General features: G+C 64.7%; 22 protein-coding genes. 11 read left to right on the top strand and 11 right to left on the bottom strand.

Annotated elements, in window-relative coordinates; all coding sequences use genetic code 11:
- Window positions 1-4 precede the first annotated feature (4 nt).
- The 10 genes from FW796_RS12395 to FW796_RS12350 all read left to right on the top strand — a co-directional run bounded on the left by FW796_RS12395 (window position 5) and on the right by FW796_RS12350 (window position 14,464).
- Window positions 5-1,330 (top strand): DotU family type VI secretion system protein, encoded by a 1,326-nt coding sequence (locus FW796_RS12395; RefSeq protein WP_346634800.1) that lies wholly within the window; start codon window positions 5-7, stop codon window positions 1,328-1,330.
- A complete protein-coding gene (tssM, locus tag FW796_RS12390; protein ID WP_446439396.1) occupies window positions 1,327-4,833 on the top strand; it encodes a type VI secretion system membrane subunit TssM in 3,507 nt (1,168 codons plus the stop codon). The genes FW796_RS12395 and tssM overlap by 4 nt, the downstream gene beginning before the upstream one ends.
- Entirely contained in the window at window positions 4,830-5,483 is a 654-nt protein-coding gene (gene tagF, locus FW796_RS12385) for a type VI secretion system-associated protein TagF (RefSeq protein ID WP_041120396.1), read from the top strand. Before tssM ends, tagF begins: the two co-directional genes overlap by 4 nt.
- A complete protein-coding gene (locus FW796_RS12380) occupies window positions 5,484-6,218 on the top strand; it encodes a PP2C family protein-serine/threonine phosphatase (RefSeq protein WP_041120394.1) in 735 nt (244 codons plus the stop codon).
- Between the two features lie 2 nt (window positions 6,219-6,220).
- Complete coding sequence (locus tag FW796_RS12375; protein WP_446439395.1) at window positions 6,221-9,295, top strand: protein kinase domain-containing protein; 3,075 nt, start codon at window positions 6,221-6,223, stop codon at window positions 9,293-9,295.
- Window positions 9,295-10,011, top strand: coding sequence for an ABC transporter ATP-binding protein (locus FW796_RS12370; protein ID WP_346634812.1), 717 nt, complete (start codon window positions 9,295-9,297; stop codon window positions 10,009-10,011). Before FW796_RS12375 ends, FW796_RS12370 begins: the two co-directional genes overlap by 1 nt.
- Window positions 10,011-11,213 (top strand): ABC transporter permease, encoded by a 1,203-nt coding sequence (locus tag FW796_RS12365; RefSeq protein WP_346634803.1) that lies wholly within the window; start codon window positions 10,011-10,013, stop codon window positions 11,211-11,213. The genes FW796_RS12370 and FW796_RS12365 overlap by 1 nt, the downstream gene beginning before the upstream one ends.
- Before the next feature lie 22 nt (window positions 11,214-11,235).
- Window positions 11,236-12,918: a formylglycine-generating enzyme family protein gene (locus FW796_RS12360; protein WP_446439466.1), complete on the top strand. Its 1,683-nt coding sequence runs from the start codon at window positions 11,236-11,238 to the stop codon at window positions 12,916-12,918.
- A gap of 83 nt (window positions 12,919-13,001) precedes the next feature.
- The gene (tagQ, locus tag FW796_RS12355) at window positions 13,002-13,940 is read left to right on the top strand and encodes a type VI secretion system-associated lipoprotein TagQ (RefSeq protein WP_346634804.1); all 939 of its coding nucleotides are present in this window, start codon (window positions 13,002-13,004) and stop codon (window positions 13,938-13,940) included.
- A gap of 140 nt (window positions 13,941-14,080) precedes the next feature.
- Window positions 14,081-14,464, top strand: a complete 384-nt coding sequence (locus tag FW796_RS12350) for a helicase (RefSeq protein WP_102862277.1) — start codon at window positions 14,081-14,083, stop codon at window positions 14,462-14,464.
- Between the two features lie 69 nt (window positions 14,465-14,533).
- Here FW796_RS12350 and FW796_RS12345 read toward each other — a convergent pair whose 3' ends face one another.
- The 6 genes from FW796_RS12345 to exbB all read right to left on the bottom strand — a co-directional run bounded on the left by FW796_RS12345 (window position 14,534) and on the right by exbB (window position 21,355).
- Window positions 14,534-15,934: an aminoacyl-tRNA deacylase and HDOD domain-containing protein gene (locus tag FW796_RS12345; protein ID WP_346633427.1), complete on the bottom strand. Its 1,401-nt coding sequence runs from the start codon at window positions 15,932-15,934 to the stop codon at window positions 14,534-14,536.
- 79 nt (window positions 15,935-16,013) lie between these two features.
- Window positions 16,014-18,089 (bottom strand): ATP-dependent DNA helicase RecG, encoded by a 2,076-nt coding sequence (gene recG, locus FW796_RS12340; RefSeq protein ID WP_346633426.1) that lies wholly within the window; start codon window positions 18,087-18,089, stop codon window positions 16,014-16,016.
- 9 nt (window positions 18,090-18,098) lie between these two features.
- Window positions 18,099-19,019 (bottom strand): hydrogen peroxide-inducible genes activator, encoded by a 921-nt coding sequence (locus tag FW796_RS12335; protein ID WP_102881293.1) that lies wholly within the window; start codon window positions 19,017-19,019, stop codon window positions 18,099-18,101.
- 147 nt (window positions 19,020-19,166) lie between these two features.
- The gene (locus tag FW796_RS12330) at window positions 19,167-19,919 is read right to left on the bottom strand and encodes an energy transducer TonB family protein (RefSeq protein ID WP_317070627.1); all 753 of its coding nucleotides are present in this window, start codon (window positions 19,917-19,919) and stop codon (window positions 19,167-19,169) included.
- The gene (gene exbD / locus FW796_RS12325; protein ID WP_102862272.1) at window positions 19,916-20,344 is read right to left on the bottom strand and encodes a TonB system transport protein ExbD; all 429 of its coding nucleotides are present in this window, start codon (window positions 20,342-20,344) and stop codon (window positions 19,916-19,918) included. Before exbD ends, FW796_RS12330 begins: the two co-directional genes overlap by 4 nt.
- 6 nt (window positions 20,345-20,350) lie before the next feature.
- A complete protein-coding gene (gene exbB, locus FW796_RS12320) occupies window positions 20,351-21,355 on the bottom strand; it encodes a tonB-system energizer ExbB (protein WP_346633425.1) in 1,005 nt (334 codons plus the stop codon).
- 190 nt (window positions 21,356-21,545) lie between these two features.
- Between exbB and FW796_RS12315 the strand changes: the two genes are divergently transcribed.
- Window positions 21,546-22,403: an SDR family oxidoreductase gene (locus FW796_RS12315; RefSeq protein WP_446439394.1), complete on the top strand. Its 858-nt coding sequence runs from the start codon at window positions 21,546-21,548 to the stop codon at window positions 22,401-22,403.
- A gap of 42 nt (window positions 22,404-22,445) precedes the next feature.
- Here FW796_RS12315 and FW796_RS12310 read toward each other — a convergent pair whose 3' ends face one another.
- The 5 genes from FW796_RS12310 to gmk all read right to left on the bottom strand — a co-directional run bounded on the left by FW796_RS12310 (window position 22,446) and on the right by gmk (window position 26,861).
- The gene (locus FW796_RS12310) at window positions 22,446-23,186 is read right to left on the bottom strand and encodes a hypothetical protein (protein ID WP_346633423.1); all 741 of its coding nucleotides are present in this window, start codon (window positions 23,184-23,186) and stop codon (window positions 22,446-22,448) included.
- Between the two features lie 55 nt (window positions 23,187-23,241).
- Window positions 23,242-23,622 carry a RidA family protein gene (locus FW796_RS12305; protein ID WP_007921133.1) on the bottom strand — a complete coding sequence of 127 codons (381 nt, stop codon included), beginning with the start codon at window positions 23,620-23,622 and terminating at the stop codon, window positions 23,242-23,244.
- A 24-nt stretch (window positions 23,623-23,646) separates the two neighbouring features.
- Window positions 23,647-25,752 (bottom strand): bifunctional GTP diphosphokinase/guanosine-3',5'-bis pyrophosphate 3'-pyrophosphohydrolase, encoded by a 2,106-nt coding sequence (gene spoT / locus FW796_RS12300; protein WP_346633422.1) that lies wholly within the window; start codon window positions 25,750-25,752, stop codon window positions 23,647-23,649.
- 57 nt (window positions 25,753-25,809) lie between these two features.
- Window positions 25,810-26,073: a DNA-directed RNA polymerase subunit omega gene (gene rpoZ / locus FW796_RS12295; RefSeq protein WP_007921129.1), complete on the bottom strand. Its 264-nt coding sequence runs from the start codon at window positions 26,071-26,073 to the stop codon at window positions 25,810-25,812.
- 167 nt (window positions 26,074-26,240) lie between these two features.
- Window positions 26,241-26,861: a guanylate kinase gene (gene gmk, locus FW796_RS12290; protein ID WP_123726837.1), complete on the bottom strand. Its 621-nt coding sequence runs from the start codon at window positions 26,859-26,861 to the stop codon at window positions 26,241-26,243.
- Between the last annotated feature and the right edge of the window lie 2 nt (window positions 26,862-26,863).

The raw sequence follows: 26,863 nt of genomic DNA, 5'->3' as shown, positions 1-26,863 counted from the left end.
CGCGATGCATCCTTTCGACGATTCGGCAGGGCAGCCGTCCCCGGCCAATGACCGCACCCAATTCATGCCGCGCCCCGGTGGCCGTGCGCCCGAGCCTGGGCGCCCGAGCCCGGGGCCGGCACCGTCCCTGGCCGTGCCGGCGGCGCCACTGCCGGCCGGTCAGGCCCGGGGCCTGAACCCCCTGGAGAGTGCTGCCGGCCCACTGCTGGCCTTGCTCACCCGGCTGCGCAGCACCTTGGCCCACCCGGCGCCGGCCAGCCTGCGAGCGCAGCTGCTGGCTTACCTGCGCCAGTTCGAGGAGCGTGCCGAGGCCGCCGGAGTGCCGCGCAACGACGTGCTGCTGGCCCGCTATGCGCTGTGCACCGCCCTGGATGAAGCGGTGCTCAGCACCCCTTGGGGCAGCACCAGCGACTGGGGCAAGCAAAGCCTGCTGATCACCGTGCACAACGAAGCCTGGGGCGGCGAGAAGGTCTTCCAGTTGCTGGAGCACTGCCTGCAAAGCCCCCGCGAGCGCCTGTACCTGCTGGAGCTGCTGTACCTGTGCATGTGCCTGGGTTTCGAAGGCCGCTACCGAGTGATGATCGACGGTCGCAGCCAGCTTGAAGCCCTGCGCGAGCGCACGGCGGCGACCATCCGCAGTGCCCGTGGCGAGCATGAGCGCGAGCTCTCGCCCCATTGGCGCGGGGTCACCGTGGCCCGTGATCGCCTGGCCCAGTTCATGCCGCCCTGGGTCGGCATCGCTATTGGTGTGGCCTTGCTGCTGGCACTGCTGTTCGGCCTGCGCCTGAAGCTGGCAGCGGACGCCGAGCCGGTGTTCAAGAACATCCATGCCCTGGGCGAGATCCCGGTGCAGACCCTGGACCGCCCGGTGATCCAGCCGAAGATTGTCGAGCGTCCGCGCCTGGCCGGCTTCCTCGCCGAGGACATCAAGGCCGGGCGAGTGGCTGTTGAAGATGCCGTCGACCGTTCGGTGGTGACCATCCGTGGCGATGAACTGTTCGCCTCGGCCAGCGCCAGCATCCTCGACGACTATCAGCCGCTGATGCTGCGCATCGCCGACGCGGTGCGCAAGGTCAAGGGCCAGGTGCGGATTACCGGCCACAGCGACAACCGACCGATCGCCACCTTGCGCTTCCCGTCCAACTGGAAGCTGTCCCAGGCCCGCGCCGAATCGGTGTTGCAGATTCTCGCGGCGAAGACCGGGCAGCCGGAGCGCTTCAGCGCCGAAGGCCGCAGCGACACTGAGCCGTTGGCAACCAATGCCACCGCCGAAGGGCGGGCGCGCAATCGTCGGGTAGAAATCAGCGTATTGGCGGAGGGGGTCGAGTGAAGGCGTTTTTCAGTTTTGTGACGCGCTGGGTGATTCCGCTGCTGGGGCTGATCGCCCTGAGCCTGATCATCTGGTTCATTGGCCCGCTGCTGGAGTTCCTGGTACCGGAAGGACGGCGTTGGGCGCTGATCATTCTCATCTTCGCGGTGTGGATCGGCTACCGGGTGTTTAGCATCATCCAGGCCCGCCGGCATGCGGCCAAGGTCCTGCAGAGCCTGGCCGCCGATACCCCGCCGGACCCGGACAGCGTGGCCACCGCCGAGGAGCTGGCGGCCCTGCGCCAGCGCATGGACGAAGCCCTGGCGCTGTTGAAGAAGGCCAAGCTCGGCGGTGACGAGCGACGCAACCTCTACGAGCTGCCGTGGTACGTGATCATCGGGCCGCCGGGCTCGGGCAAGACCACGGCGCTGGTCAATTCCGGCCTGCATTTTCCCCTGGCCGCTCAGTTGGGCGCCGGTGCGGTGCGTGGTGTCGGTGGCACCCGCAACTGCGACTGGTGGTTCACCGACCAGGCCGTGCTGCTGGACACGGCCGGGCGCTACACCACCCAGGACAGCCATGCCGCGGTGGACAAGGCGGCCTGGCTGGGCTTTCTCGACCTGCTGAAAACCCAGCGCTCGCGGCGGCCCATCGACGGTGCCTTCGTCGCCATCAGCCTCTCCGACCTGCTGCTAAGCAGCGAGGCGGAGCGGGCGGCTCACGCCGCGGCGATTCGCCTGCGCATCCAGGAGCTGTACACCCAGCTGGGCGTACGCTTCCCCATCTACCTGATGCTCACCAAGCTCGATCTGGTGCCGGGCTTCATGGAGTTCTTCGACTCCCTGAGCAAGGAAGAGCGGGCCCAGGTCTGGGGCATGACCTTCGCCCTGGATGACGGCAAGAGTGGCGACAGCCCCCTGGCCCAGTTGCCGGCGGAGCTGGCGGCCCTGGAGCAGCGCCTCAACGAGCGTCTGGTGGAGCGCCTGCAACAGGAGCGCGACCCGGCGCGGCGTGACCTGATCTACGGCTTCCCGCAGCAATTCGCCGCGCTCAAGGAATCCTTGCAGGGCTTCCTTGAAGGCGTGTTCAAACCCAACGCTTTCGAAGAGCGCGTGCTGCTGCGCGGGGTGTATTTCACCAGCGGCACCCAGGAAGGCAGCCCCATCGACCGCCTGATCGGCGCCATGGCCCAGAGCATGAACCTGGATCGCCAGCACCTGGCACGGCAGACCGGCACCGGGCGCAGCTACTTCATCGAGAAACTGTTCAGCGCCGTGGCCTTTGCCGAGCGCGGGCTGGTGGGGGTCAACCCCAAGGTCGAGCGGCGGCGCAAATGGATCGCTCGGGGCGCCCTGGCTGCCACCGTGGCCCTGGTGCTGGTAGTCGGTACCTTGTGGATCGTCAGCTACCGGGCCAACCAGGCCTATATCGCCCAGGTCGACCAGCGGGTCGGCCCGGTGCGCCAGGACGTGCAGAGCCTGAGCCCGGCCCAGCGCGATGTGCTGGCGGTGCTGCCGCTGCTCAACGCCACGCGCAATCTGGCCGGCGATGCGCCGGGCTGGGCCGAAGGCCTGGGCCTGTATCAGGGCGACATGCTCGAAGCCGAGTCCGCCAGTGTCTATCGCAAGCTGCTGGTGGCGGTGTTCGCCCCGCGTTTGATGACCCGCATCGAAGAGCAACTGCACAGCGGCGGCAACTCGGACTACCTCTACGAGGGGCTCAAGGCCTACCTGATGTTGGCGGACAGCGAGCACTACGATCCGGACTTCATCAAGGCCTGGATCACCCTGGACTGGGAGCGGACCCTGGCCCGCGACCTGCCTCCCGAGCAACGCCAGGCCCTGACCGGCCACTTGCAAGCGCTGTTCGAAAAGCATCCGCCCAATGCGCGCCTGGACCAGCGCCTGATCGACGATCTGCGGCGCCAGTTGCAGCAGTTGCCGGTGGCCCAGCGGGTCTATGACCGGGTCAAGCGCGCCAAGCTGCCGGACGGTGTCCCGGACTTCCGCCTCAGCGAAGCCGGTGGCCGCGACGCGGCGCTGGTGTTCACCCGCAAGAGCGGCAAGCCCCTGAGCGAACCCTTGAGCGGGCTGTTCACCGTCAAGGGCTACCGCGAAGGCTTCCTCCTGGCCAGCCTCAACCAGGCCGGCACCCTGGCGGAAGAACAGTGGGTGCTGGGCCGCGACCAGGCCGATCAGCAGAACGTCGCCAGCCTTGCCGCCGATGTGCGCCGCCTGTACTTCCAGGACTACCTGCGCCAGTGGGACGCCTTGCTGGCGGACATCGATTTTGTGCCGATCACCAGCGTGGCCCAGGCCGCGGACGTGCTGCGGATTCTCTCCGGGCCTACGTCGCCGCTGAAGAAGCTGCTGGTGGCCGTGGCCAAGGAAACCGATCTGCAACAGGAAGAACGCCTGTTGGCGGCCCAGGGCCAGAAGGTCGAGGGCGGTGTGGATCAGCTCAAGCAGCGCCTGGGTTCTCTGCTGGGTCAGGAGCAGGCGGGCAACCCGGCGGCCGTGGCCAGCAGCGAAGATCCGGTGAGCGCGCATTTTGCCGATCTCAACAGCCTGGTGAGCAAGGGTGAGGGCGAGCCGGCGGCCATCGACGGCCTGCTGGCGGACATGAATGCCCTGTACGTGCAGGTCAGTGCCATGGTCGGGGCCAGCGGCGATGCCCTGCTGGGCGAGGCCAAGAACCAGGCCAGTGCCGCGGCGGCGCGGGTCAGCCTGACCGCCGAGCGTCAGCCGCCGGTGGTCCAGGGGCTGGTGAAATCGGTGGTGGGCTCCACCACCAACACCATGATGGGCGGGGTGCGCAACCAATTGAACGCGGCCTGGGTCAGCGAGGTGGTGAACGTTTATCGCCAGTCCCTGAGCGGGCGTTATCCGATGTCTCCGGGCAGCTCCCGGGACGCGACCCTGGAGGATTTCGGCCAGTTCTTCGGCACCGGCGGGGTGATGGACAACTACTTCCGCAAGTACTTGCAGCCTTACGTCAACACCTCGACCCCGACCTGGAGCTGGCAGCCGGGCGCGGCGCAGAAGCTGGGCATTTCCCCCGGCGTGCTGCAGACCTTCCAGCGCGCTTCGAACATCCGTGATGCCTTCTTCCGCTCCAGCGGCGGTACCCAGCCGGCGGTGCGTTTCGAACTCAAGCCGGTGGCCATGGACGCCAATATCAGCCAGTTCCTCCTCGACCTGGATGGCCAGCAACTGAGCTACGACCACGGTCCGAGCCGCCCGGTGGCCATGCAGTGGCCGAATCCGGGGAGCATCGGCGTGGTGCGCCTGTCGATCATGCCGCCGTCGGCCACTGGGCGCTCCGGGATCACCCTGGACGGCCCATGGGCCTGGTTCCGCCTGCTGGAGCAGTCGGACCTGACGGCCACCAACTCACCGGACCGCTTCAACCTGCGGCTGCGGGTGGATGGCGCGAGCATTTCCTACGAGCTGCGGGCCAGCAGTGCCTTCAACCCGTTCAAGAGCCGGGTGCTCAGCGGCTTCAGCCTGCCGGAGCGGCTATGACGGTGGTCGGTCTGTACGGCAAGTTGGCCAGTCGCGGCGATTTTGTCAGCCGTGGCTTGCCGCAGAGTTTCATCGGCCCCTGGGACAGCTGGCTGGCGGCGGGTTTGCTGGCCAGCCAGAACGCTCTGGGCGAGCAGTGGCTGAACGCCTATCTGGTCAGCCCGCTGTGGCGGTTCGCCCTGGCCCCCGGAGTCTGCGGGCCCCAGGCGGCGGTGGGCGTGGTGATGCCGAGCATCGATCGGGTCGGGCGTTATTTCCCTCTGACCGTGGCGGCCTTGCTGGAGCCTGAAAGCGATGTGGCTTCCCTGGTGAGTGGCCCGGATCTGTGGTTTGAACAGGTGGAAGAGCTGCTGCTGGCGACCCTGGATCAGGACGCCAGTTTCGAAGCCCTGGAAGAGGGGATGCAGGCCCTGGGAGCGCCGAGCCCGGCGACTCGCGCTGAAGGTAGCCATTTCGCCGGATTGCAGCGGTTTTATGTCAGTGATCCACAGGCCCGTGGCGCGATCCTCGCGACCCAGGGCAGTGAAGGATCGAGTGCCTGGTGGGGCCGGGGTTCGCCGTACATCAGCCCGATGTTGCTGCGTTGCCAGGGCCTGCCGCCGGCCAGCGATTTTGCGCAATTTTTGCTCGGACAAGAAGGTGCCGTCTAAATGGGTTCAGCGCCACAACTGTCCTACCAGTCCGCCAGCTACAGCCATGTCGGCATGGTGCGGAAAATCAATGAAGACGCCTGGCTCGAAGCCCCGGAAGCCGGCCTCTGGCTGGTGGCCGACGGCATGGGCGGACACGCCGCCGGGGATTACGTCAGCAGCCTGATCGTCGATAGCCTGCGCGCGATTGCGGCGGTGGACAGCCTCGATCAATACGTCGCCGCGCTGCGCAATGGCCTGGCGGCGGTGAATGCCGCCGTGCGCGAGGAAACCGCCAATCGCGGGGTGACCATGATGGGCAGCACCGTGGTCCTGCTGGCCGTGCGCGGCGCCCGGGCGGTGTGCCTGTGGGCCGGTGACAGCCGCCTGTACCGGCTGCGGGACGAGCAACTGGAAAGCATTTCCAGGGATCACAGCTACGTCCAGGACCTGCAGGACAGCGGCCTGCTCAGCGAGGCCGAGGCGCGGGTGCACCCACGGGCCAATATTGTCACCCGGGCCATTGGCGTTGAAGCCCAGCTGGAGTTGTCCCAGGTCGATCTGCAGGTGGAGGACGGTGACACCTTCCTGCTGTGCAGCGACGGTTTGAACAAGACCGCCGAAGACTTCGAACTGCGCGACGTGCTCAGCCACAGCGAGCCTAACGACGTGGTGCGCAGCTTGATTCACCTGGGCCTGACCCGGGGCGCGCCGGACAACATCACCGCCATCGTGATCAAGGCCGCAGGACACTGACCATGGACATTCTGATTCCCGGCTTTGACATCCAGGGCGAGATTGGCGAAGGCGCCATGGCCTCCGTGTACCTGGCGACCCAGCGCTCCCTGGAGCGCAAGGTGGCGCTCAAGGTCATGGCCGCGGCGCTGGCCGCCGACCCGAGCTTCTGCGAGCGCTTTTTGCGCGAGGGCAAGACCCTGGCGCGGCTGTCGCACCCGCACACCGTGACCATCCACGACATCGGCAATGTCGGCGAGCTGTACTACATGGCCATGGAGTACCTGCCCAACGGCACCCTGAAAGAGCGCATCGCCGCCGGGCTGACCCCGGAGCAGGGCCTGACCTATATCCGCCAGATCGCCTCGGCCCTGGGTTATGCCCACGCCCAGGGGCTGGTGCACCGTGATGTGAAACCGGCCAACATTCTGTTCCGCGCCGACGGCACGGCGGTGCTTTCGGACTTCGGCATCGCCAAGTCCCTGGATGACCGCACCCAGTTCACCCAGGCCGGTTTTGCCGTGGGCACGCCGAGCTACATGAGTCCGGAGCAGGCCCGGGGCCAGGACCTCGACGGTCGCGCCGACCTGTATGCCCTGGGCGTGGTGCTGTACGAGATTCTCGTCGGCGAGTTGCCGTACAACGGCACCGACGCGCTGTCCACGGCCCTGGCCCACCTTACCGAGCCCTTGCCTGAATTGCCGCTGCACCACGGGCGCTACCAGCACATCCTGCGCAAGCTGCTGGCCAAGGACCCGGCGGAACGCTATCCGGATGCCGCGGCCTTGCTGACGGCCCTGGACAACCTGCCGCCGGAGACTTCCGAGGTCGAGGCGACGCTGATCCAGCCGTTGCCATTGCCGCTGCCGCCTCAGGCCGCGCCCCCGGGCAACGACCTGGCCGGGCTGACTCCGGTGTCCATCGAGATTCCCCGGCAGGCGCCAGCGCCTGCACCGCGCCAGGAGCCGCGTCAGGAGACACCGCCGCCGCGTTCATCCCATCTGCCGCCCGCCGGCAGCCCGGCCTCCGAGCAGCGTCGTGGCCCGGTACTGGCCCTGGCCGGCGTCGCCGTGGCCGTCGCCCTGGCCGTGGCCGGCGCCGGTTACTGGTGGCTGTCCGGTGACAGTCCGGCGCCTGCGCCCAAGACCGCTTCGACTGTCAGCACCACGCCTGCCGTGGTGGCGCCGCCGGTGAATCAGCCGGTGGCCGCCGATGTCGACGGCGGCCAGCGGCCGTTGCTGATGCCGGGCAAGAAGACCCTGTTCCAGCGGGTACTGAGCAAGCCGGGGGCGAGCTTTTCCAGCGAGCCTGGCGCTGCGCCGGGCCAGGCGGTGCCGGCGTTCTCGGTGCTCTATGTGTATCAGCGCAAGAACCTCGACGGCCGCTCCTGGCTGCGCCTGGGCGCCGCCAGTGACGGCCGCAGCGCCGGCTGGTTGCCGGCGGAGCAGGTCAGCGACTGGAAGCAGAGCCTGGTGCTGAAGTTCACCGAGCGCTCCGGTCGTGCACCGGTGATGTTCGTGCGTCAGGCCAGCGAGCTGGAGCGTTTGCTGGCGGACCCTGCGGCGGCCAAGAACCTGCTGCTCAGGGCGCAGAAGAATCCCCAGGACGAGCAGCAGGTGCTGGCCCTGGAACCCAATGCCAGCGCAGTGCCACAGGAGCAGTTCTACCTGCTGCCGATCTTTGACTCCAAGGAGAGCTTCGACGAGAACGGCCAGTCGGTGCAGTTGCTCAATGTCGCCTCGATCGATCCGGGCAACAGCCCGCAGAGCATCAGCGACAGCAGTGGCAAGCGCCTGCCGGCGAGCACCGCGCCGGCAGCCGGCGACGCTTTCCGCACGGCGGTGGTGCTGGTGGTGGACACCTCGGTGTCGATGCAGCCCTACATTGATCAGGTGCGCGATGTGGTCCACGAGCTGCAGGGCAAGATTGCCGCGCGCGGCGAGTTGGACAGTGTCAGCTTCGGTCTGGTGGGTTTTCGCAACAACACCAGCAAGACCCCGGGCCTGGAGTACGTGACCAAGACCCTGGTGACCCTGGACCAGGGCCGCGATCCCCAGCGCTTCCAGGAGTTGGTGAGCCAGGTCAAGGCCACCAGCGTCTCCAGCCACTCGTTCAACGAAGACGCTTTCGCCGGGGTCATGCAGGCGGTGGAAGGCATGGACTGGAAGGGCTACGGCGGACGCCTGATCCTGCTGGTCAGCGATGCCGGCGCCTTGCGCAAGAACGATCCCTACAGCCGCACCCAGATGAACGAGGCGGAAGTGCGCCAGGCGGCTTTGGGCAAGCAGATCAAGATCTACGCCCTGCACCTGCGCACCGACGCCGGCAAGAAGAACCATGCCCAGGCGGAAACCCAGTACCGGGTGTTGACCGCCGACGCCAACCCGAAGATCGGCGACCTGTACATTCCGGTGCCTGGCGGCGATGTGGGCAAGTTCGGCGCGCGGGTCGACGAGATCGGCACGGTGTTCGCCGACCTGGTGCATCAGGTGCGCAGCAACCAGAGCCAGGCAGTGCCGTCATTGGCGGCGGCGCCGAGCATCGCCGAGAAGTCCGCGGCCATCGGCTACGCCATGCACATGGATTTCCTCGGTCGCAAATCCGCCAGTCAGGCGCCGCAACTGGTCAGCGCCTGGACCGCCGACCGCGACCTGACCAACCCGGCGCTGCCGGCGTTCCAGGTCTGCGTGATGCTCACCAAACTGCAGCTCAACGACCTGCAGCAGTCGCTGAAGCTGATTGTCGATGCGGCGCGCAAGACCCAGACCTCGCCCAAGGATTTCTTCCAGGAAATCGCCAGTGCCAGCGCCTACATGAGCCGCGACCCCTCGGCCCTGCGCAAGGGCGGCAACCTGGCCGACGGCGGCGTGCTGGGGGAATACCTGGAAGGGCTGCCGTACCGCAGCAAGTCGCTGAACATGACCCAGGACCTGTGGCTGTCCCTGAGCGTGGCCGAGCAGGAAGACTTCATCGACGAGCTGGATTCGAAGATCCGTCTGTATGAAACCTTCCACAACGACCTGGCCAACTGGGTGCGCTTCGGCGATGCCGAGCCGGGTGATGCCCTGTACCGCGTTCCGTTGTCGACCCTGCCGTGATGCTCAATCTGGCGGAGGTGCGCAAGAGCCGCGGCGAGGGTCGCCAACGCTACAGCCTGGTGATCCCCAGGCTGCAACTGCGCGCGGGCGATCAGCTGGCGGTGGTCGGCCCCAGCGGCTGCGGCAAGAGCACGCTGCTTGATCTGCTGGCGCTGGTGCTGGCTCCGGATTCGGCGGCGCGCTTTGAGTTCGCTCCGGCCAACGCCCCCATCGACATTGCCGGTATCTGGCGCGGCACGGGGCACAGCGCCCTGGCGCAGCTGCGCAGCCGGCACCTGGGGTATGTGCTGCAGACCGGCGGGCTGCTGGGGTTTCTTGATGTGCGCGGCAATATCAGCCTGCCCCGGCAGTTGCTGGGGCTGGCGGACGAGGGCATTCCCCGGCGCCTGGCCGAACGCCTGGAAATCGCCGATCAACTGCACAAGAAGCCCGCCGCCCTGTCGGTGGGCCAGCGTCAGCGGGTCAGTTGTGCCCGGGCCTTGGCCCATGGTCCGCAGGTGCTGCTGGCGGATGAACCGACCGCGGCCCTGGACCCCTTGAACGCTCAGCGAGTGATGCAGCTGCTGGTGCAGCAGGCGCGGGATCAGCGGCTGTGCTGCGTGATCGCCACCCACGATGAGGTGCTGGCCCGGGCCAACGGCTTGCAGGTGCGGCGCATTGCCTGCCAGCGCGATGCCGACGGCGGGGTCACCGCGACGCTGGGGGAGGCTTGCTGATGCGTGCGTCCCTGACCGCGGCGCTGGCCTGGCAGGACTACCGGGCCGATACCTGGTTGTCGGCCTGTTCGGTGCTGGCCCTGGTGGCGGTGATCGCGCCGCTGCTGGTGCTGTTCGGGCTCAAGTTCGGGCTGGTGAGCAGCCTCACCGAGCGCCTGGAAAAGGACCCGGCGGTGCGCGAGATCATTCCTCTGGGCGGCGGCCGGTTCAGCGCCGAGTTCATTGCCGAGCTGGGGCGGCGACCGGAGGTGGCCTTTGCCTTGCCCAGAACCCGGCAGATCGCGGCTACGGCAGATCTGTCCCGGGGCGCGGGGGATATCGGCCTGACCGTGGAAATGCTGCCTACCGCTGTCTCGGACCCGTTGCTCGGGCGTTTGCCGGTGCCTCGGAGCATGAGTGGCGTGCTCCTGAGTCGGACCGCCGCCGAAAAGCTTGGCGTACAGCCTGGAGATTGGCTGCAGGCGGCCTTCGGCCGGCAAGTGGCGGGACGTAGCGAAGTGCAGCGGACCCGAGTCCAGGTGGAGGGCGTATTGCCCCTGGAAGCCTTTGCCCGGGATGCCCTGTTCGCGCCCCTGGCCTTGCTGGAGGCCGCCGAGGATTACCGCGACGGCCGTGCCGTGGCGGCCCTGGGCTGGCTCGGCGAGGCGCAGGCCGCGTCCGGGCAGCGGGTCTATCCAGCCTTTCGCCTGTATGCCCGCAGCCTCGATGACGTCGAATCGTTGCGCCGCTATTTCGCCGAGCGTGGCCTGTTGGTGGCGACCCAGGCCCAGACCATCGCCCAGGTGCAGTCCTTGAGCCGCAACCTGTCCATTGTTTTCTGGGTGATTGCCGGGCTGGCCCTGGCGGGCGCCTTTGCGGCGATCTTTGCCGGTGCCCTGGCGGCGGTGGAGCGTAAGCGCCGGGAGTTGTCGGTGCTGCGCCTGCTGGGATTTTCCACCGGGGCTCTGCTGTTGTTCGTGGTGGCCCAGGCACTGTACAGCGCCGGTTTCGCTGCGCTGTTGAGTGGCGCTCTGTATGGCCTGGCCCAGGCCGGGCTGAATCATTTGTTCATGCAGGTGCCCGGCGAGTACGCCAGTCATTTGCTGCCGGCCCATTACGGGCTGGCCCTGTTGGCGACGCTGGGCGTCAGCACCCTGGCCGCCGCGCTGGGCGGCTGGCGGGTGTCGCGCATTGAAGCCTGTGAAGGAATTCGCGATGTATAAGTTGATCGGCACCGTGTTGGCCATGACCCTGGCCGGCACCGTGTGGGCGCAAGAGCCCGGCAACAAGATGGACAACCCCAAGCCCTTGCCGGACGACGTCAGTCTGCCGCTGCCCTGTGAAGGCGAGATGGTGTTCCGCTATGTCTACGTGCTGGCCCAGGGCACCCTGGACGACCGCGAGGTGAACCTCGGCTATCCCTTCAGCGAAGGTGAAAGCGGCTACCAGCAATCGTTCATCTCCGGTTATCGCCGGGACTACATCAACGGCCAGTTCACCCTCAAGGACCTGCCTGGCGCCTGGAGCAAGACCATTGGCCCGGCCTTGCCGAAAACCGGTGCCGGGGTGCCCCTCAAGCCGATGCTGTATTTCATCGGCAAGTACGAAGTCACCGCTCGCCAGTACGCCCAGGTAATGGCGCAGGCCCAGTCCCTGGCCAGTGGCGAGCCGGCCCCGGCCTGTGAGGCCTCGGAGGGCATGCCGGGGCGCTTGCCCAAGGTCAAGCTGTCGCGCTTCGAGGCCGAGCGTTTTGCCGCGGTCTACAGCGCCTGGCTGATGAAGAATCACCGTGACCTGCTGCCGGTCAGCGGCCGCGGCGGTTCCTCCGAAGACGGCGGCCTGGGTTTCGTGCGCCTGCCCACCGAGGTGGAGTGGGAATACGCTGCCCGTGGCGGTCAGGCGGTGAGTCGCCAGGAGCTGGAAGGGCGGCTGTTTCCACGGCGCCTGGAGGGCAGCGAGAGCGATGGTCCGCTGGCGGACTGGGCCGTGTTCAATCAGGTGGCCGGTGGCACTGGCCAAGCGGCGCGGCTGATGCCGATCGGCACCAAGCTGCCCAACCCCATCGGCATGTTCGACGTGATCGGCAATGCCGCCGAGATGGTCCAGGAGTCGTTCCAGCTGGTGCGCGCCGGACGGCGCCAGGGCACTTACGGCGGCTTCGTGGTCAAGGGCGGCAATTACCTGGAAGGCGAGGGCACGCTGTTTACCGGCATGCGCCGCGAGTACCCGCTGTTTGGCGCCGACGGCACCGAGCAAAGCAACGAAACCACCGGTTTCCGGGTGGCCATCGGCGCCTTGTCGGCCCCGCGTTCGCGCTACAAGGAGCTGTTTGCCCAGTGGCAGAAGGAAGGCCGTCTGGCGTCCCTGACCGACGCCATCGACGACGCCCAGGACCCCACCAAGCGCCTGGACGCCATCATCGCCGCCAGTGTCGACCCGCGTCTGCAGGCGGAGCTGGGGCTGGTCAACGAAGAGCTCAAGCGCAACGTCTCGCTGATCGCCCAGCAGCGCGAGGAGGCGGCGGGCAACCTGATCCAGTCCTCCGCTCTGGTGGCTGAAACCATCAACAACTACAACATTCGCCTGACCAATCTGAAGAAGAGCCAGCAGCAGGCCATCGATGCCAAGGACGAACCCAGCGCCAAGCTGTTCGCCGAAGCCATCGACAACGGCCGCAGCGCACTGGACGGGGCGGTGGCGATCTACATCGACAACCTGGCCACGGGCACCCGTTACACCGACGCGGTGATCCAGGCGCAATTTCAACGGATCAAGGAAGAACTCAATCGCAAGCCGGTGCTCGGCAAGAGCCTGGTGACACGCGCTACGTTATTCGTCCGCCATGTCGGGAATTATCGCCAGCAACGGCGAGCCGACCCGGCGACGATTTTGAAGGAACTGCTCGCATCGACCGGTCAGAAGTCATGACTGGCCGCTGTCTGTCGAGCCTGGAGGAGCTCGGACGATTTCGTGTCGTACCGAGTTGGTCAAACTTAATCGAGATCACCAACATGCTTTTTTCCCGCAACCCATTTGCTTCAACATCCAAGCGTCACCTGCTGTTGGTTGCCGCCGGGTTCAGCACCGTATTGACCGGTTGCGCGACCTCTCCGGTGTCCAAGGTCGCCTCCACCACCAAGGTCGAGTACTACCCGAGCTGCTATGAGCCGGTGCAGCACTTGCGCGCCACTGATTCGGACATGACCAAGTCGGTGGTCACCGGTGCTGCCCTGGGCGCTGCCGGCGGTGCCTTGCTCGGCGCCCTGACCGGCGACGGCGATCACCGTGGTCGCAATGCGGCCATCGGTGCTGCCGGTGGTGCTCTGGCCGGTGGTGCCGCCGGTTACTACACCGAGCGCCAGAAGCAGATCGCCGATGACAATCAGCGCATCGCTTCCTACGCCGCCGACTTTAACAAGAGCGCTGCCGACATCGACCGCAGCACCGCTTACGCCCGTGCTTCGCAGACCTGCTACCAGCGTGCCTTCGACAGCCTGATCAGTGCCCGCAAGGCCAACAGCATCAATGATGTGGAAGGGCGCAAGCGCCTGGCGGAAATCGTCAGCGGCCTGAAAGAGTCCAATGACCTGATCGCCGCGGTGAACGGTCGTGCCAGCGAAGACCTGAGCAAGTACAACCAGGCCTACGAGCAGGACCTGCAGCAAGTGGGCGTGCAGCGTACCGACGTAGTGAAAGTCGCCACCGCCGATACCACCCAGGTGACCACCACCAGCGGTGGCAAGCGCAAGCAGCCGGTGCAGAAGGTCAAGCAGCCGAAGCTTCCGACCGTGCCTCAGGAAGCGGTGAGCACCGAGAGGTCGATCCAGGAGGCCAAGATCAAGCAGGCCGAGAGCAACAAGGTCGCGACCACCGGCCAGACTCAGGTCAACAGCATGTGCAAGAGCCCGGACCTGGGTGACTGGGCACCGGTGCCTTGCCCTAACGTGTGAGTCAGTGATTGTCTGACAAGATGTAGCGATAAGCGTTGAACGCCAGTCGATCTCCGAGTAATCGAACAGATCGGCTGGCGCTCTTCGAGTTACAGGTTAAACTGCGGCGGCCATCCAATAACTCCACTGAGGCGCCGTGCATGAAATTCCGCTTTCTTCTCTGGGTGCTTGGCCTGTTGATGGGCAAAGCCAGCCGCAACAATCCTGCTTTTCAGCAACAGTTGGGTGACAAGGAGCTGGTGTTCCAGCTGCAGACGCTCGACGGCAAGGTTGCTCGACATTTCTTCGTCAAAGACCAGCGCGTGACCAGTCGTTCGGGTTTCTATCCCGAGCCTGCGTTCGCCATTGCCTTCAAGGATGCCGCCTACGGCTTCGCCACGATGCAGGCGAAGAACAAGCAGTTGGCGTTCATGACCGGTATTCAGGACAAGTCGATCCAGATCAAGGGCAATCCGGCGCTGGTGATCTGGTTCCAGGGGCTGACCAAATATCTGAAACCGAAGAAGGCCAAGCCCAAGGCTTGATGGTGGGGCTTCGCCGGCGAGCCGGCTCCTACACGCGCCCGGTAGGAGCCGGCTCGCCGGCGAGAGGGGTCAGGCCTGGCTGAACTGCGAAGCCAGTTCCCGCAGCAGCACTTCCGCTTCCAGCACCTTGCTCACCACGTCTTCAGCCTTGTCGCGGCTCAGGCCCAGGCGCTCGAACAGTGCGTCGGGAATTTCCTCGTGGGGACCGGAACCGATGCCACGGCTGCGCAGCAGGCGCACGGCCAGGCACACCAGATTCGGGTACTCGGCGTAGGCGCCGTCGTAGCTCGGGTCGTGCTGGAAGCGCAGGGCGGTGGACAGCTCGTCCGGCATGTCCCAGTAACGCATCAGCCAGGAGCCGATCTGTTCGCGGCTGATCCCCAGCAGATGCTGCTCGACATAGCTGTGGCACAGGTGCGGGTTGACCTCCAGGTGCCGGCAGATCAGCGAGAAGTGCGGCGGGAACACGTGGGCCAGCAACAGGTAGCCGAAGTTGTGCAACAGACCGGCGAGGTAGGTCAGGCCGGCTTCCGGGCGCTGGGCGCGGGGCATGGCGCGGGTCAGGCCTTCGATCACCGCCGCGGTGTAGATCGATTGTTGCCAGTAGGGCGTGGCGTGCTGCGGCTGGTCCTTGGGCAGGCTCAGGGTCTTGCCCAGGGCCAGGCCCAGGGCGAGGTTGATCACCAGGTCGAAGCCCAGCACGCGGACGATGGCGTCCTCCACCGAGCGGATCTTGCCCGGCGACGCGTAGTAAGGCGACGCGGCCCAGCTGACCACTTGCGCGGCCAGGGCCGGGTCGGTCTCCACCACGCCGGTGATGTCGTCGATGGTGGCGTTGGGGTCGACCCGCAGCTTGATGATTTTCTGCGCGGTTTCCGCCAGTGGCGGGATCTCAATGGTGGCTTCCAGGCGTTGCTGGATGCGCCGCGCGGTGAAGGCCTGCATGGCCTGGGAGATTTCCTCGCGGTCATCGTCCGGGCGATCGAGGTTGGGGCGGATGCTGCTCAGGGGCTCGCCGAAATGACCGGCGCTGGCCTTGCTGAGCATGCTCTTGAAGGCTTCGCTGGTGATTTCCAGAAGCACGCCCGGCTCGCCCGAATAGATCAGCAGGCTGGGTTCGCGCAGCAGGCTTTCTTCGTACAGGCAGGGGGAACTGGTAAGCGCCGGCAGGCCGGGCAGCAGGCTCAGGCTGTGTTTGCCGAGCATGCGCTCCAGGCGTTCGGTGGACACCGCGGTGAGCCGGCGGCCGGTGAGTTCGGCGAGGCGATTGAGGTCCAGTAGCTGGCTCTGCGGAAACAGCACCATCAGCGCGCCGACGGCGTCGTCCAGGAGCACGGCCTGGACCTTGCGCGCAGCCGGCAGGCCCGGCTGGTCGAGCACTTCGTTGTAGCTGATGGCCAGCTTGCCGAGCAGCAACCGGATAACAGACGGAGCGTGTGGGGTTGCAGTGGCGAGGGCAACTTCTGTCATGGTCTGGTATCCGTTTTTCTACAATTTGACGAGTATAACCAGCTTGGTTATGCCGATGGTCCATTAACTGAGCGTTGGTTCACACTTGGCCGTATTGCTGGCCGTGGCGCAGCCAGCGTTCCAGCAGCGGGCTCACATGGTCCGGCCAACGCTCCAGCAAGGCCTGCGCGGCGTCACGCACGGCCGGTAGCAGGTCAGCGTCACGCATCAGGTCGGCGACCTTGAATTGCAGCAGGCCGGTCTGGCGGGTGCCGAGCATTTCTCCGGGGCCGCGCAGTTCCAGGTCCTTTTCGGCGATGACGAAACCGTCGTTGGTCTCGCGCATGATGCCCAGACGCTGACGACCGATTTGTGAAAGCGGCGGATGGTAGAGCAGCACGCAGTGGCTGGCGGCGCTGCCACGCCCGACCCGGCCGCGCAGCTGGTGCAGTTGCGCCAGGCCCAGGCGTTCCGGGTTCTCGATGATCATCAGGCTGGCATTGGGTACATCGACCCCGACCTCGATCACCGTGGTGGCCACCAGCAGTTGCAGCTGGCCGGCCTTGAACTCGGCCATGACTGCGGCTTTCTCCGCCGGTTTCATGCGGCCGTGGATCAACCCCACGCGCAGTTCGCCCAGGGCGCTGGAGAGGTCTTCGAAGGTGGTTTCGGCAGCCTGGCAGGTGAGCTCTTCGGACTCTTCGATCAGAGTGCAGACCCAATAGGCCTGGCGCCCTTCGGCGCAGGCCGCACGCACCCGCTCGATCACTTCGACGCGGCGGCTGTCGGTCACCAGCACGGTGTTCACCGGGGTGCGGCCGGGCGGCAGTTCATCGAGGATCGAGGTGTCCAGATCGGCGTAGGCGCTCATGGCCAGGGTTCGCGGAATGGGCGTGGCGGTCATGATCAACTGGTGCGGACAGAGGCGGCCGCCCACGCCTTTCTGGCGCAGGGCCAGACGCTGCTGGACGCCGAAGCGGTGCTGTTCGTCGATGATCACTAGAGCCAGGTTCTTGAACTGCACTTCGTCCTGGAACAGGGCGTGGGTGCCCACCACCATCGGCGCGCCGCCGGCAATCTGTTCCAGGGCCGCCGCGCGGTTCTTGCCCTTGAGCTTGCCCGCCAGCCAGGCGACTTCCAGGCCCAGGGGCTCGAGCCAGCGCTTGAAGGTGATGAAGTGCTGCTCGGCGAGGATCTCCGTGGGCGCCATCAGCGCCACCTGATAACCGGCTTCCAGGGCCTGCAGGGCGGCGAGGGCGGCGACCACGGTCTTGCCCGCCCCTACGTCGCCTTGAATCAGGCGCAGCATGGGCTCCGGCTGGCTCAGGTCGTAGGCGATTTCGTTGCCCACACGCTGTTGCGCGCCGGTGGGGGCAAAGCCGAGGTTCTTCAGGTACTTGGCCGGCAGTTTCTTGGCTAATGGCAGCACCGGGGCGCGCTGGGAGCGCAGGCTGTCCCGCAGGCGTTGTTGGGACAGCTGGTGGGTCAGCAGTTCCTCGAACGCCAGGCGATGCTGGGCCCAGTGGTGACCCAGGGCCAGTTCGTCGACATCGGCGTCCGCGGGAGGGTGATGCAGGTAGCGGATCGCATCGTCCAGGGGCGCCAGTTGATAGTCGCGGGCCAGTTCATGGGGCAGCCAGTCGGGCAGGCTGCGGGGGCCAAGCAGGGCCAGGCTCTGCTGGCAGAGCAGGCGCAGGCGCTGTTGGGTCAGGCCTTCAGTCAGGGGGTAGATCGGCGTCAGGGTCTGATCCACCGGCGGCGGCTCGTCACCACTGATGGCGCGGTATTCGGGATGGTAGATCTCCAGGCCCGAGGCGCCGGGTCGGGCTTCGCCGTAGCAGCGCACGCGGGTGCCGCGCTTGAGGCCGTCTTTCTGTGCATTGCTGAAATGGTAGAAGCGCAGGCTCAGGCCGCCGGTGCCGTCTTGCAGGCGTACCAGCAGGCTGCGGCGCTTGCCCATGACCACATCGGCGCCGCTGACGGTACCTTCGATCACCGCATCCTGGCCGGGGCGCAGAGCGCCGATCGGCACCACGCGGGTGCGATCCTGATAGCGCAGGGGCAGGTGGAACAGCACGTCCTGAAGGTTCTCCAGGCCGACCTTGGCCAGCTTCTCGGCCATGGCTTCGCCGACACCCTTGAGTGCCGTGACCGGCACTTTCGACAGCTCAGTCATTGCGATTGCTTAGCTTGCGGCGGGCGGCTTGGCCACCGAGCACAGGCGGATCGAGTCGGCGAGGATCTCGATGGCCTTGGGCCGCGGGAAGCTGGCACGCCAGGCGATGGCCACGGTGCGGAACGGCACCGGTGGAGTCAGTGGGCGGACTTCGATCACCCCGGGTGCGTAGTGATGGCTGTCCACTGCCGACAGCGGCAGGATCGAGATGCCCAGGCCGGAGGCGACCATGTGGCGGATGGTTTCCAGGGAACTGGATTCCACGGTGGTGTGCTTGGCGCCGTCGTTGCCCTTGGTCAGGGTCGGACAGGCTTCCAGTACCTGATCGCGGAAGCAGTGGCCTTCGCCCAGCAGCAACAGGCTCTTGTCGTTGAGCAGGCTGGCGTCGATGGTTTCCTTCTTGGTCCAGGAATGGCCGCTGGGCATCAGTACATAGAAGGGTTCGTCGTACAGCGGCAGGGTCAGGACATCGGCCTCGTTGAACGGCAGGGCGATGATGATGGCGTCCAGCTCGCCGTTGCGCAGTTTGTCGCGCAGGACGTGGGTGAAGTTTTCTTCGATATACAGCGGCATCTGCGGAGCGACCCGGTGCAGCTGTGGAATCAGGTGGGGAAACAGGTAAGGACCGACGGTGTAGATGGCGCCCACCTTCAGCGGTGCGGTCAGCTGGTTCTTGCCGGCCTGGGCCAGTTCGCGGATGCCTTGGGCCTGTTCCAGAACCTTCTGTGCCTGGGCAACGATGGTTTCGCCTACTGGCGTCAGGCGCACCGCGCTCTTGCTGCGCTCGAAAATCAGCACACCGAGTTCGTCTTCAAGCTTCTTCACGCCTACCGAAAGGGTCGGCTGGCTGACATGGCAACGCTCGGCGGCGTGGCCGAAGTGCTGCTCTTGGGCGAGGGTAACGATGTAGCGTAATTCTGTGAGAGTCATAGCGGGCGTCCATGAGGTTGCGGCCAAGCATAACGGCTGCAATCGATAGACGCACGTTATCAGACAGAGGGTGGAGTGCGACACCCGCCAATGTCTGCTGCAGGCTGCACAAACGACAAGGGCACCCTGAGGTGCCCTTGCGTTGTATCAGCGGCGGCCGCGGCTTCTGTCGATCTCGTAGTTGTACGAGGCGGTGATTTCCACGCTGCCGTTGGTGAGCATGTCGGCCGGTGGCTTGGGCAGTGGCTGGGCGCGCCGGATCATGTCCAGGGTGGCCCGGTCCAGATCAGCGTTGCCCGAGCGTCCCACCAGTTCGTAGGACAGCACCTTGCCTTCGGCATCCACCACGAAGCGCAAGGAGTTGGTGCCTTCCTTGCCGCGACGCTGGGCTTCGCCCGGGTAGCGCTTGTATTTCGCCAGGTGGGCTTGCAGTTCACCCTGCCAGTTGGCTTTGGCGGCTGCCTGGGCCGGTGACGGGCCTGGAGTCGCTGGAGCCGGCTGCTTGGACGGCGACGGGGTTACCGGAGCGTCGCTGGGCTTTTCCTCGGAAGGTTTTTCCTTGGGGGGCTCAGGCTTGACCACCGGTTTTGGCGGCTGCGGCTTGGGCTTCTGCTTGACCGGCTTGGGCACCGAAATAGTCGGCTTCGGTGCTTCGGCGAGCTTGGGCAATGGCAGTTCTTCCACGGGCGCCGGTGGTTGCGGCGGGGTCACCACTTTCGGTGGTGCCGGTGGAGGCGGCACAGGGGCAGGCGCCAGTTCGACCACCATGGCTTGTGGTGGAATGGGCATCGGCTGTGGCTTGGACCAGTTGAGGGCGAGCAGGATCGCCACCGCATGGACACCCAGCACCACCGCCAGGCTACCGCTGTAACGCGTCAGTCTTTGGCGCGTCGTGATCATTTCTTGGCTGCCGTCTCAAGTCCGACCAGGCCGACTTTCAGGTAGCCGGCGGCCCGCAGTGTGTCCATCACGCTCATCAGGTCGCCGTAGTCCACGCCCTTGTCAGCCTGGAAGAAGATCGTGGTGTCCTTCTTGCCCTGGGTGCGGGCGTCGAGAATGGCTCCGAGGGTTTCGGCCTTGACCTCGTCTTCACCGAGGAACAGGCGTTGATCGGCCTTGACGCTGAGGAACACCGGTTTCTCGGGGCGCGGCGCCGGCTTGGCGCTGGAGGCAGGAAGATCGACCTTGATGTCCACAGTGGCCAGAGGGGCGGCCACCATGAAGATGATCAGCAGCACCAGCATCACGTCGATGAACGGCGTGACGTTGATTTCGTGGTTTTCGGCCAGGTCGTCGCCTGCGCCTTCTTTCAAATGCAAGCCCATGGCTGATTACCCCACTTTCACCATGTGCGGTTGTGCGGAGCGCTCGGTCGGCTGGTGATCCAGGTCACGGCTGACCAGCAGCAGGACTTCTGCCGAGGCGTCTGCCACCTGGGCCCGATAGCCGGTGATGGAGCGAGCGAAGACGTTGTAGATGACGACCGCCGGGATTGCTGCAACCAGGCCCAGGGCGGTGGCCAGCAGGGCTTCGGCGATACCCGGGGCAACCACGGCAAGGTTGGTGGTCTGGGTTTTGGCGATGCCGATGAAGCTGTTCATGATGCCCCAAACGGTACCGAACAGACCGACGAACGGTGCGGTTGAGCCGATGGTGGCCAGTACGCCGGTGCCACTGCTCATGTTGCGGCCGCAGGCGGCTACCAGGCGTTCCAGGCGGAACGCGACGCGCTCCTTGATGCCTTCTTTTTCACGGCTGTTGACCGAAAGGCGCATTTCTTCCAGGGCGTCGTGCACCAGCAGGTGGGCGAGGGTGCCTTCCTTGGATGCGCTGGTGCTGGCTTCTTTGAGGGTGGTGGCCTTTTTCAGGGCGGCGATTTCACTGCGCAGACGGCGTTTGGCGCCCATCAGCTCAAGGCCTTTGGCGATCCAGATGGTCCAGGTGATGATCGAAGCGATGGCCAGCCCGATCATCACCAGTTTCACGATGATGTCGGCGTTCTGGTACATGCCCCATGGCGACAGGTCGTGTGCCATGCCCAGGCTGTTGTCAGCTTCGAGGACTTCGGGAGCGTCTTCACCAAGCACTGGCTGGCCTTCGGCCTGAGCCGGTTCGCCAGCGACTGGGGCGGAGACGGGAGCGGTTGGATCGGCGGCCGGATGCTCGGTGGCCGGTGCGGTCGCGGCAGGGGCTGCGGCGGTGGCCGGTGCATGCTGGTCGGCGAAGGCTGCGGTCGGTGCCAGCAGCAGGCTGCACAGCAGCGCTGCAACCGCGCTCACGGAGCGCAGCGGGCTTGGGCGTTTGGTTGGCGAGGCGGAGAGTTGATTGCTTGTCATGCTGGCCGGACCTGAGAGGTAAAAAGGGTTAAATGTCCTTCTAGGCCTCGCAGGGCCGAGAACAAAATGGGCGAGCATTATTGCAAGTAATTCTTGTTAACAGAAGTAATAGAGTATCTTTTTTTCCTTGATTGCTAGCCGTTCGTCCAGTGTCGAGGCTAGTCTTGACCTTTCTGAAAGGAGTTTTCTGATGTCCTCCCCCTCTGTTTTGATCGCCGGCTGCGGTGATGTCGGGAGTCGCCTGGCGACTCAATTGCTGGCCGAGCAATGGCAGGTTTATGGCCTGCGTCGCAACGTTTCGCGCTTGCCGCAGGGGGTGGTGGGCGTCGCCGGAGACCTGTTCAGCGAGCAATGTCCGGCGCACTGGCCGCAAGCGTCCCTGGATTACCTGGTGTACTGCGCGGCGGCCACGGAACATGACGAGGCCGGGTATCGCGCGGCCTATGTCGAGGGCTTGCAGCATGTCCTGAGCTGGCTCAAACAGCATGGTCAGCAGCCCAAGCGTTTGTTGTTCGTGTCCAGCAGCAGTGTCTACGAGCAAAAGGACGGCGAGTGGGTCGACGAGAGCTCCCCGGCCCTGGCGACTGGCTACTCGGGCCGTTTGATGCTGGAGGCAGAGCAGGTGGCCTTGGACAGCGGGATTCCTGCCAGTCGGGTGCGCCTGACCGGTATCTATGGGCCGGGCCGTGAATGGTTGCTGACCCAAGTGCGTCGTGGCTATCGCGTTGCCATCGATCCGCCGTTATATGGCAATCGCATTCATGCCGACGATGCGGCGGGGTTGCTGGCGTTTTTGCTCAAGGCTGACCAGGGCGGTGCTGTCCTGGACGACTGCTATATAGGCGTGGATGACGCGCCTGCGCCTCTGGCGGAGGTGGTTGGCTGGCTGCGTGATTACCTGGGCGTGACCGAATGGGCTGATGATGCCAGCGTCCGGCGCACAGGCAGCAAGCGCTGCAGCAATGCCCGGGTCCGGGCATTGGGTTGGGTGCCACGTTATTCGAGCTATCGCGAGGGGTATGCGGAGATTCTTCAGGGACAAGACTGAACCGGGCTGTAGCCGCTGCGGTTGGCAGCGGCTACAGGGGTGTCATTGTTTTTCCAGCAGCCATTGCTGACTGCCCGGCGTCAGCGAGGGCACTTCATCCGCCAGTGCGGTATTCACCGCCTGGAAGATTTCCATCTGCTGATCCTTGCGGACAAAGATCCAGGAGTTGCCCTGGCCATTGAGCTGCAGCCAGATGCTGTCATTGCCGCCGCTCATGGAGGCGCAGTCACCGGCCAGGCACAGGGCGTAGCGATCGGCGCCTGGCAGGCCTTGCACGGCGCCGTTGGCCTGGAACTGTACTTCGCTGCCCAGTCCGGGGCCGCTGACGATTTTCCATTTGCCACCCAGATAGGCCGAGTACAAAGCGCGCTCGAAGTTGGCGCCCAGTGGCGCGCCTTCAGGTGCCGGGTCTTTGGGCGCTGCGAACACTTGTTCGGGTTCGTTGTCGTTGGCCACTTGCAGCAATTGCTTGCCGTTGCGCTTGAGTTCGGTGGCGGCGCTGCCATAGAACTCGACCTTTGTGGTGTTTGAGCCGTCGCCGATGATCTTGCCTTCGATGGTCTCGAAGCCATTGGTGTAGCGGGCCTGGCCAGCTTTGGTGTTGAGTTCCCATTCCAGGTTCGGGCCGTAAGCCTGGAGGGCTTCACGCAAAGGGCCGCCCTTGGAGGCTGCGTCGATCGCTACCTGATTGATCCAGATGCCGCCAACATCGTTTTTGGCGGGGTCGCTGGCACAACCGCCGAGCAATACGGCGAGCAGCGAAACAGCTAGCGCTTGGCGCATGACGAAATCCTTTCAGAACGAAAACGGCGCAGCCTGAACAGCTGCGCCGCGGGTGTTACTCGATGACCAGAATGGCATCCATTTCAACCTGTGCGCCCTTTGGCAGGGCCGCCACGCCAATGGCGGCGCGGGCTGGGTAAGGCTGTTGGAAGTACTTGCCCATGATCTCGTTGACCTTGGCGAAGTGGCTCAGGTCGGTGAGGAAGATGTTCAGTTTGACGATGTCCTTGAACGAACCACCAGCAGCTTCGGCCACCGACTTGAGGTTCTCGAACACCTGGACGGTCTGGGCTTCGAAGCCCTCAACCAGTTCCATGGTTTTTGGATCGAGAGGGATCTGGCCCGACATGTAGACGGTGTTGCCCGCCTTGATGGCCTGGGAATAGGTGCCGATGGCGGCGGGGGCCTTGTCGCTGGTGATAACTGTCTTGGTCATGAATGACTCCTTGTAATGGAAGGGCTACGCACGCATGCGGGTGATGCGGATGACCCCGGTCAGGGCGCGCAGTTTCTTGATTACGCGGGCCAGGTGCACGCGGTCGTGCACGCTGACCACCAGTTGGACCACGCTGATGCGACCATCGCGTTCGTCCATGCTGATTTTCTCGATGTTGCCGTCGGCGGCGTTGACGCTGCTGGCCAGCAGCGCGATCAGGCCGCGCTGGTGCTCCAGCTCGACCCGCAGTTCGACGTTGAATTCGCCGGTGACATCCTTGGCCCAGGACAGCTGGATGCATTTTTCCGGGTTGTGGCGGATTTCACTGATATTGCGGCAGTTGTCCAGGTGCACCACCATCCCCTTGCCGGCGGACAGATGGCCGACGATCGGGTCGCCGGGGATCGGTGTGCAGCACTTGGCGTAGCTCAGGACCAGGCCTTCGGTGCCGCGGATCGCCAGCGGGCCTTCCGGGCTTGGCAATTGTTCGCCTTCGCCCAGCAGGCGGCGTGCGACTACATAGGCCATGCGGTTGCCCAGGCCGATGTCTTCCAGCAGGTCCTCGATCAGCTCCAGGCGGTATTCCTGAAGAATCGCCTGGATACGTTCCGCCGGGATTTTTTCCAGGGAGCTGTCGAAGCCGTTGAGCACCTTGTTCAGCAGGCGTTCGCCGAGGCTGATGGACTCGGAGCGACGTTGCAGCTTGAGGGCGTGACGAATGTGGGTGCGGGCCTTGCCGGTGACCACGAAGTTGAGCCAGGCCGGGTTCGGCCGCGCTCCCGGGGCGCTGACGATCTCCACGGTGGAACCGCTTTGCAGGGGTTCCGACAGCGGGGCCAGGCGGCGGTTGATCCGGCAGGCGATGCAGCTGTTGCCCACGTCGGTGTGCACCGCATAGGCAAAGTCCACCGCGGTGGAGCCTTTGGGCAGCTCCATGATCCGGCCTTTGGGCGTGAACACGTAGACCTCGTCCGGGAACAGGTCGATCTTCACGCTTTCGATGAATTCCAGGGAGTTGCCGGCCCGCTGCTGCATTTCCAGCACGCCTTTGACCCATTGGCGAGCCCGGGCGTGGGTGCCTTTGGGTTGCTCATCGCCGCTGGATTTGTACAGCCAATGGGCAGCGATGCCGTTGTTGGCCATCTCTTCCATTTCCCGGGTGCGGATCTGAATCTCGATCGGCACGCCGTGCATGCCAAACAGCGTGGTATGCAGGGATTGGTAGCCGTTGGCCTTGGGAATGGCGATGTAGTCCTTGAAGCGTCCGGGCAGCGGTTTGTACAAATTATGTACAGCGCCGAGCACGCGGTAGCAGGTGTCTACTTTGTCGACGATGATGCGGAATGCGTAGACATCCATGATCTCGTTGAAGGCGCGACGCTTGCCGCGCATCTTCTTGTAGATGCCGTACAGGTGTTTCTGGCGCCCACTGACCTCGCCCTGGATTTCATCAATCGCCAGGCAGTGGCTCAGGGACTCTTCGATTTTGTTGACGATTTCCTTGCGGTTGCCCCGGGCGCGTTTGACCGCCTGGTAGATCCGCGCGGAACGCATCGGGTGCATGGCCTTGAAGCCCAGGTCCTCGAACTCGATGCGAATGGCGTGCATGCCCAGGCGATTGGCGATGGGCGCGTAGATTTCCAGGGTTTCCTTGGCAATCCGCCGACGTTTTTCGCCGGACAGCACTTCCAGGGTGCGCATGTTGTGCAGGCGGTCGGCGAGTTTGACCAGGATCACGCGAATGTCGCGAGCCATGGCCATGGCCATCTTCTGGAAGTTTTCAGCTTGGGCTTCGGCCTTGGTTTCGAAGTTCATCTGGGTCAGTTTGCTGACCCCATCCACCAATTCGGCCACGGTTTCACCAAACTGCGCGCTGAGCGCTTCTTTGGCGATTCCGGTGTCTTCGATCACGTCATGCAGCATCGCAGCCATCAGGCTCTGATGGTCCATGTGCATGTCGGCAAGAATGTTCGCTACCGCGAGTGGGTGCGTGACGTACGCCTCGCCGCTGCGACGGCGTTGACCGTCATGGGCTTGTTCGGCGTAGAAATACGCTCGGCGGACCAGATTGACCTGGTCCGTGCCGAGATAGGTCGATAAGCGATCGGCGAGGGCGTCTATGCTCGGCATGATGTCTCCTGCCGTAAGCTGTGATCCCGCGCCGTGCTACGTCGACCAGGCATAGGCTTAGACGGCCTCGTTGGACTCGTCCTCGAAAGCAGCAAAAAGCGGTTCATCTTCAACGATTTCGGCTTCGGCGATAGCTGCGTAGTCGATCAGGCCTTCAGCGATTTCGCGCAGGGCGACAACGGTAGGCTTGTCGTTTTCCCATGCTACTTTCGGCTCTTTGCCGCCGGTTGCCAGTTGACGGGCACGCTTGGTAGAGAGCATGACCAGCTCAAAGCGGTTATCCACGTGTTCTAGACAGTCTTCAACGGTTACGCGGGCCATGGTCTTCCTCGTAGCAAATGCAATATGCGCGCTGCCCGGATGGGCGAGCGGACTCAACAGTTTAAAAAATCACCAGCGTTTAGGGAAGCGCTGATTTTTTGACCAAGCTCTTCAACGCGCTGCAAGTGCCAATGTAAAGCGCTTGCAGCGGTTTTGGGAAGTGCTGTTTAACCAAGCAATTCGGCAAGCAATTTGCCAAAGCGCTGCTGCTGACGTTTCTGTTGCAGCTGATTGGAGCGGAAAATCGCTTTCAGATCATCCAGCGCGTGGGCGAAATCGTCGTTGATGATCAGGTAGTCATAGTCGACGTAGTGGCTCATTTCGCTGACGGCTTCACGCATCCGCCCTTCGATGATTTCGTCGCTGTCCTGCCCGCGGTTGGTAAGGCGCTGGTGCAGGGCCTGCAGTGACGGCGGCAGAATGAAGATCGAGCGTGCCTGAGGCATCAGCTTGCGCACCTGCTCGGCACCCTGCCAGTCGATTTCCAGAATCAGGTCATGGCCTTCATCCAGGGTCTGCTGCAGGTGGCTTTGGGAGGTGCCATAAAGGTTGCCAAAGACTTCGGCACGCTCGAGAAAATCGCCGTGCTCGATCATCTTCACGAACTCGCTGCGTTCGACGAAGTGATAGTTCACGCCATTCACTTCACCTGGGCGCATGGCGCGGGTGGTGTGGGAGACCGAGACGCGGATCTCCTGATTGGCGTCGGTCAGGGCCTTGACCAGGCTGCTTTTGCCCGCGCCCGACGGGGCGGAAATGATGTACAGGGTGCCGGTGCTGTGGGTCATGT

The sequence above is a fragment of the Pseudomonas sp. 910_21 genome (assembly GCF_052850735.1).
The sequence above is the reverse complement of the archived record's forward strand: the minus strand, read 5'-3'. Positions and strand labels throughout refer to the sequence as shown.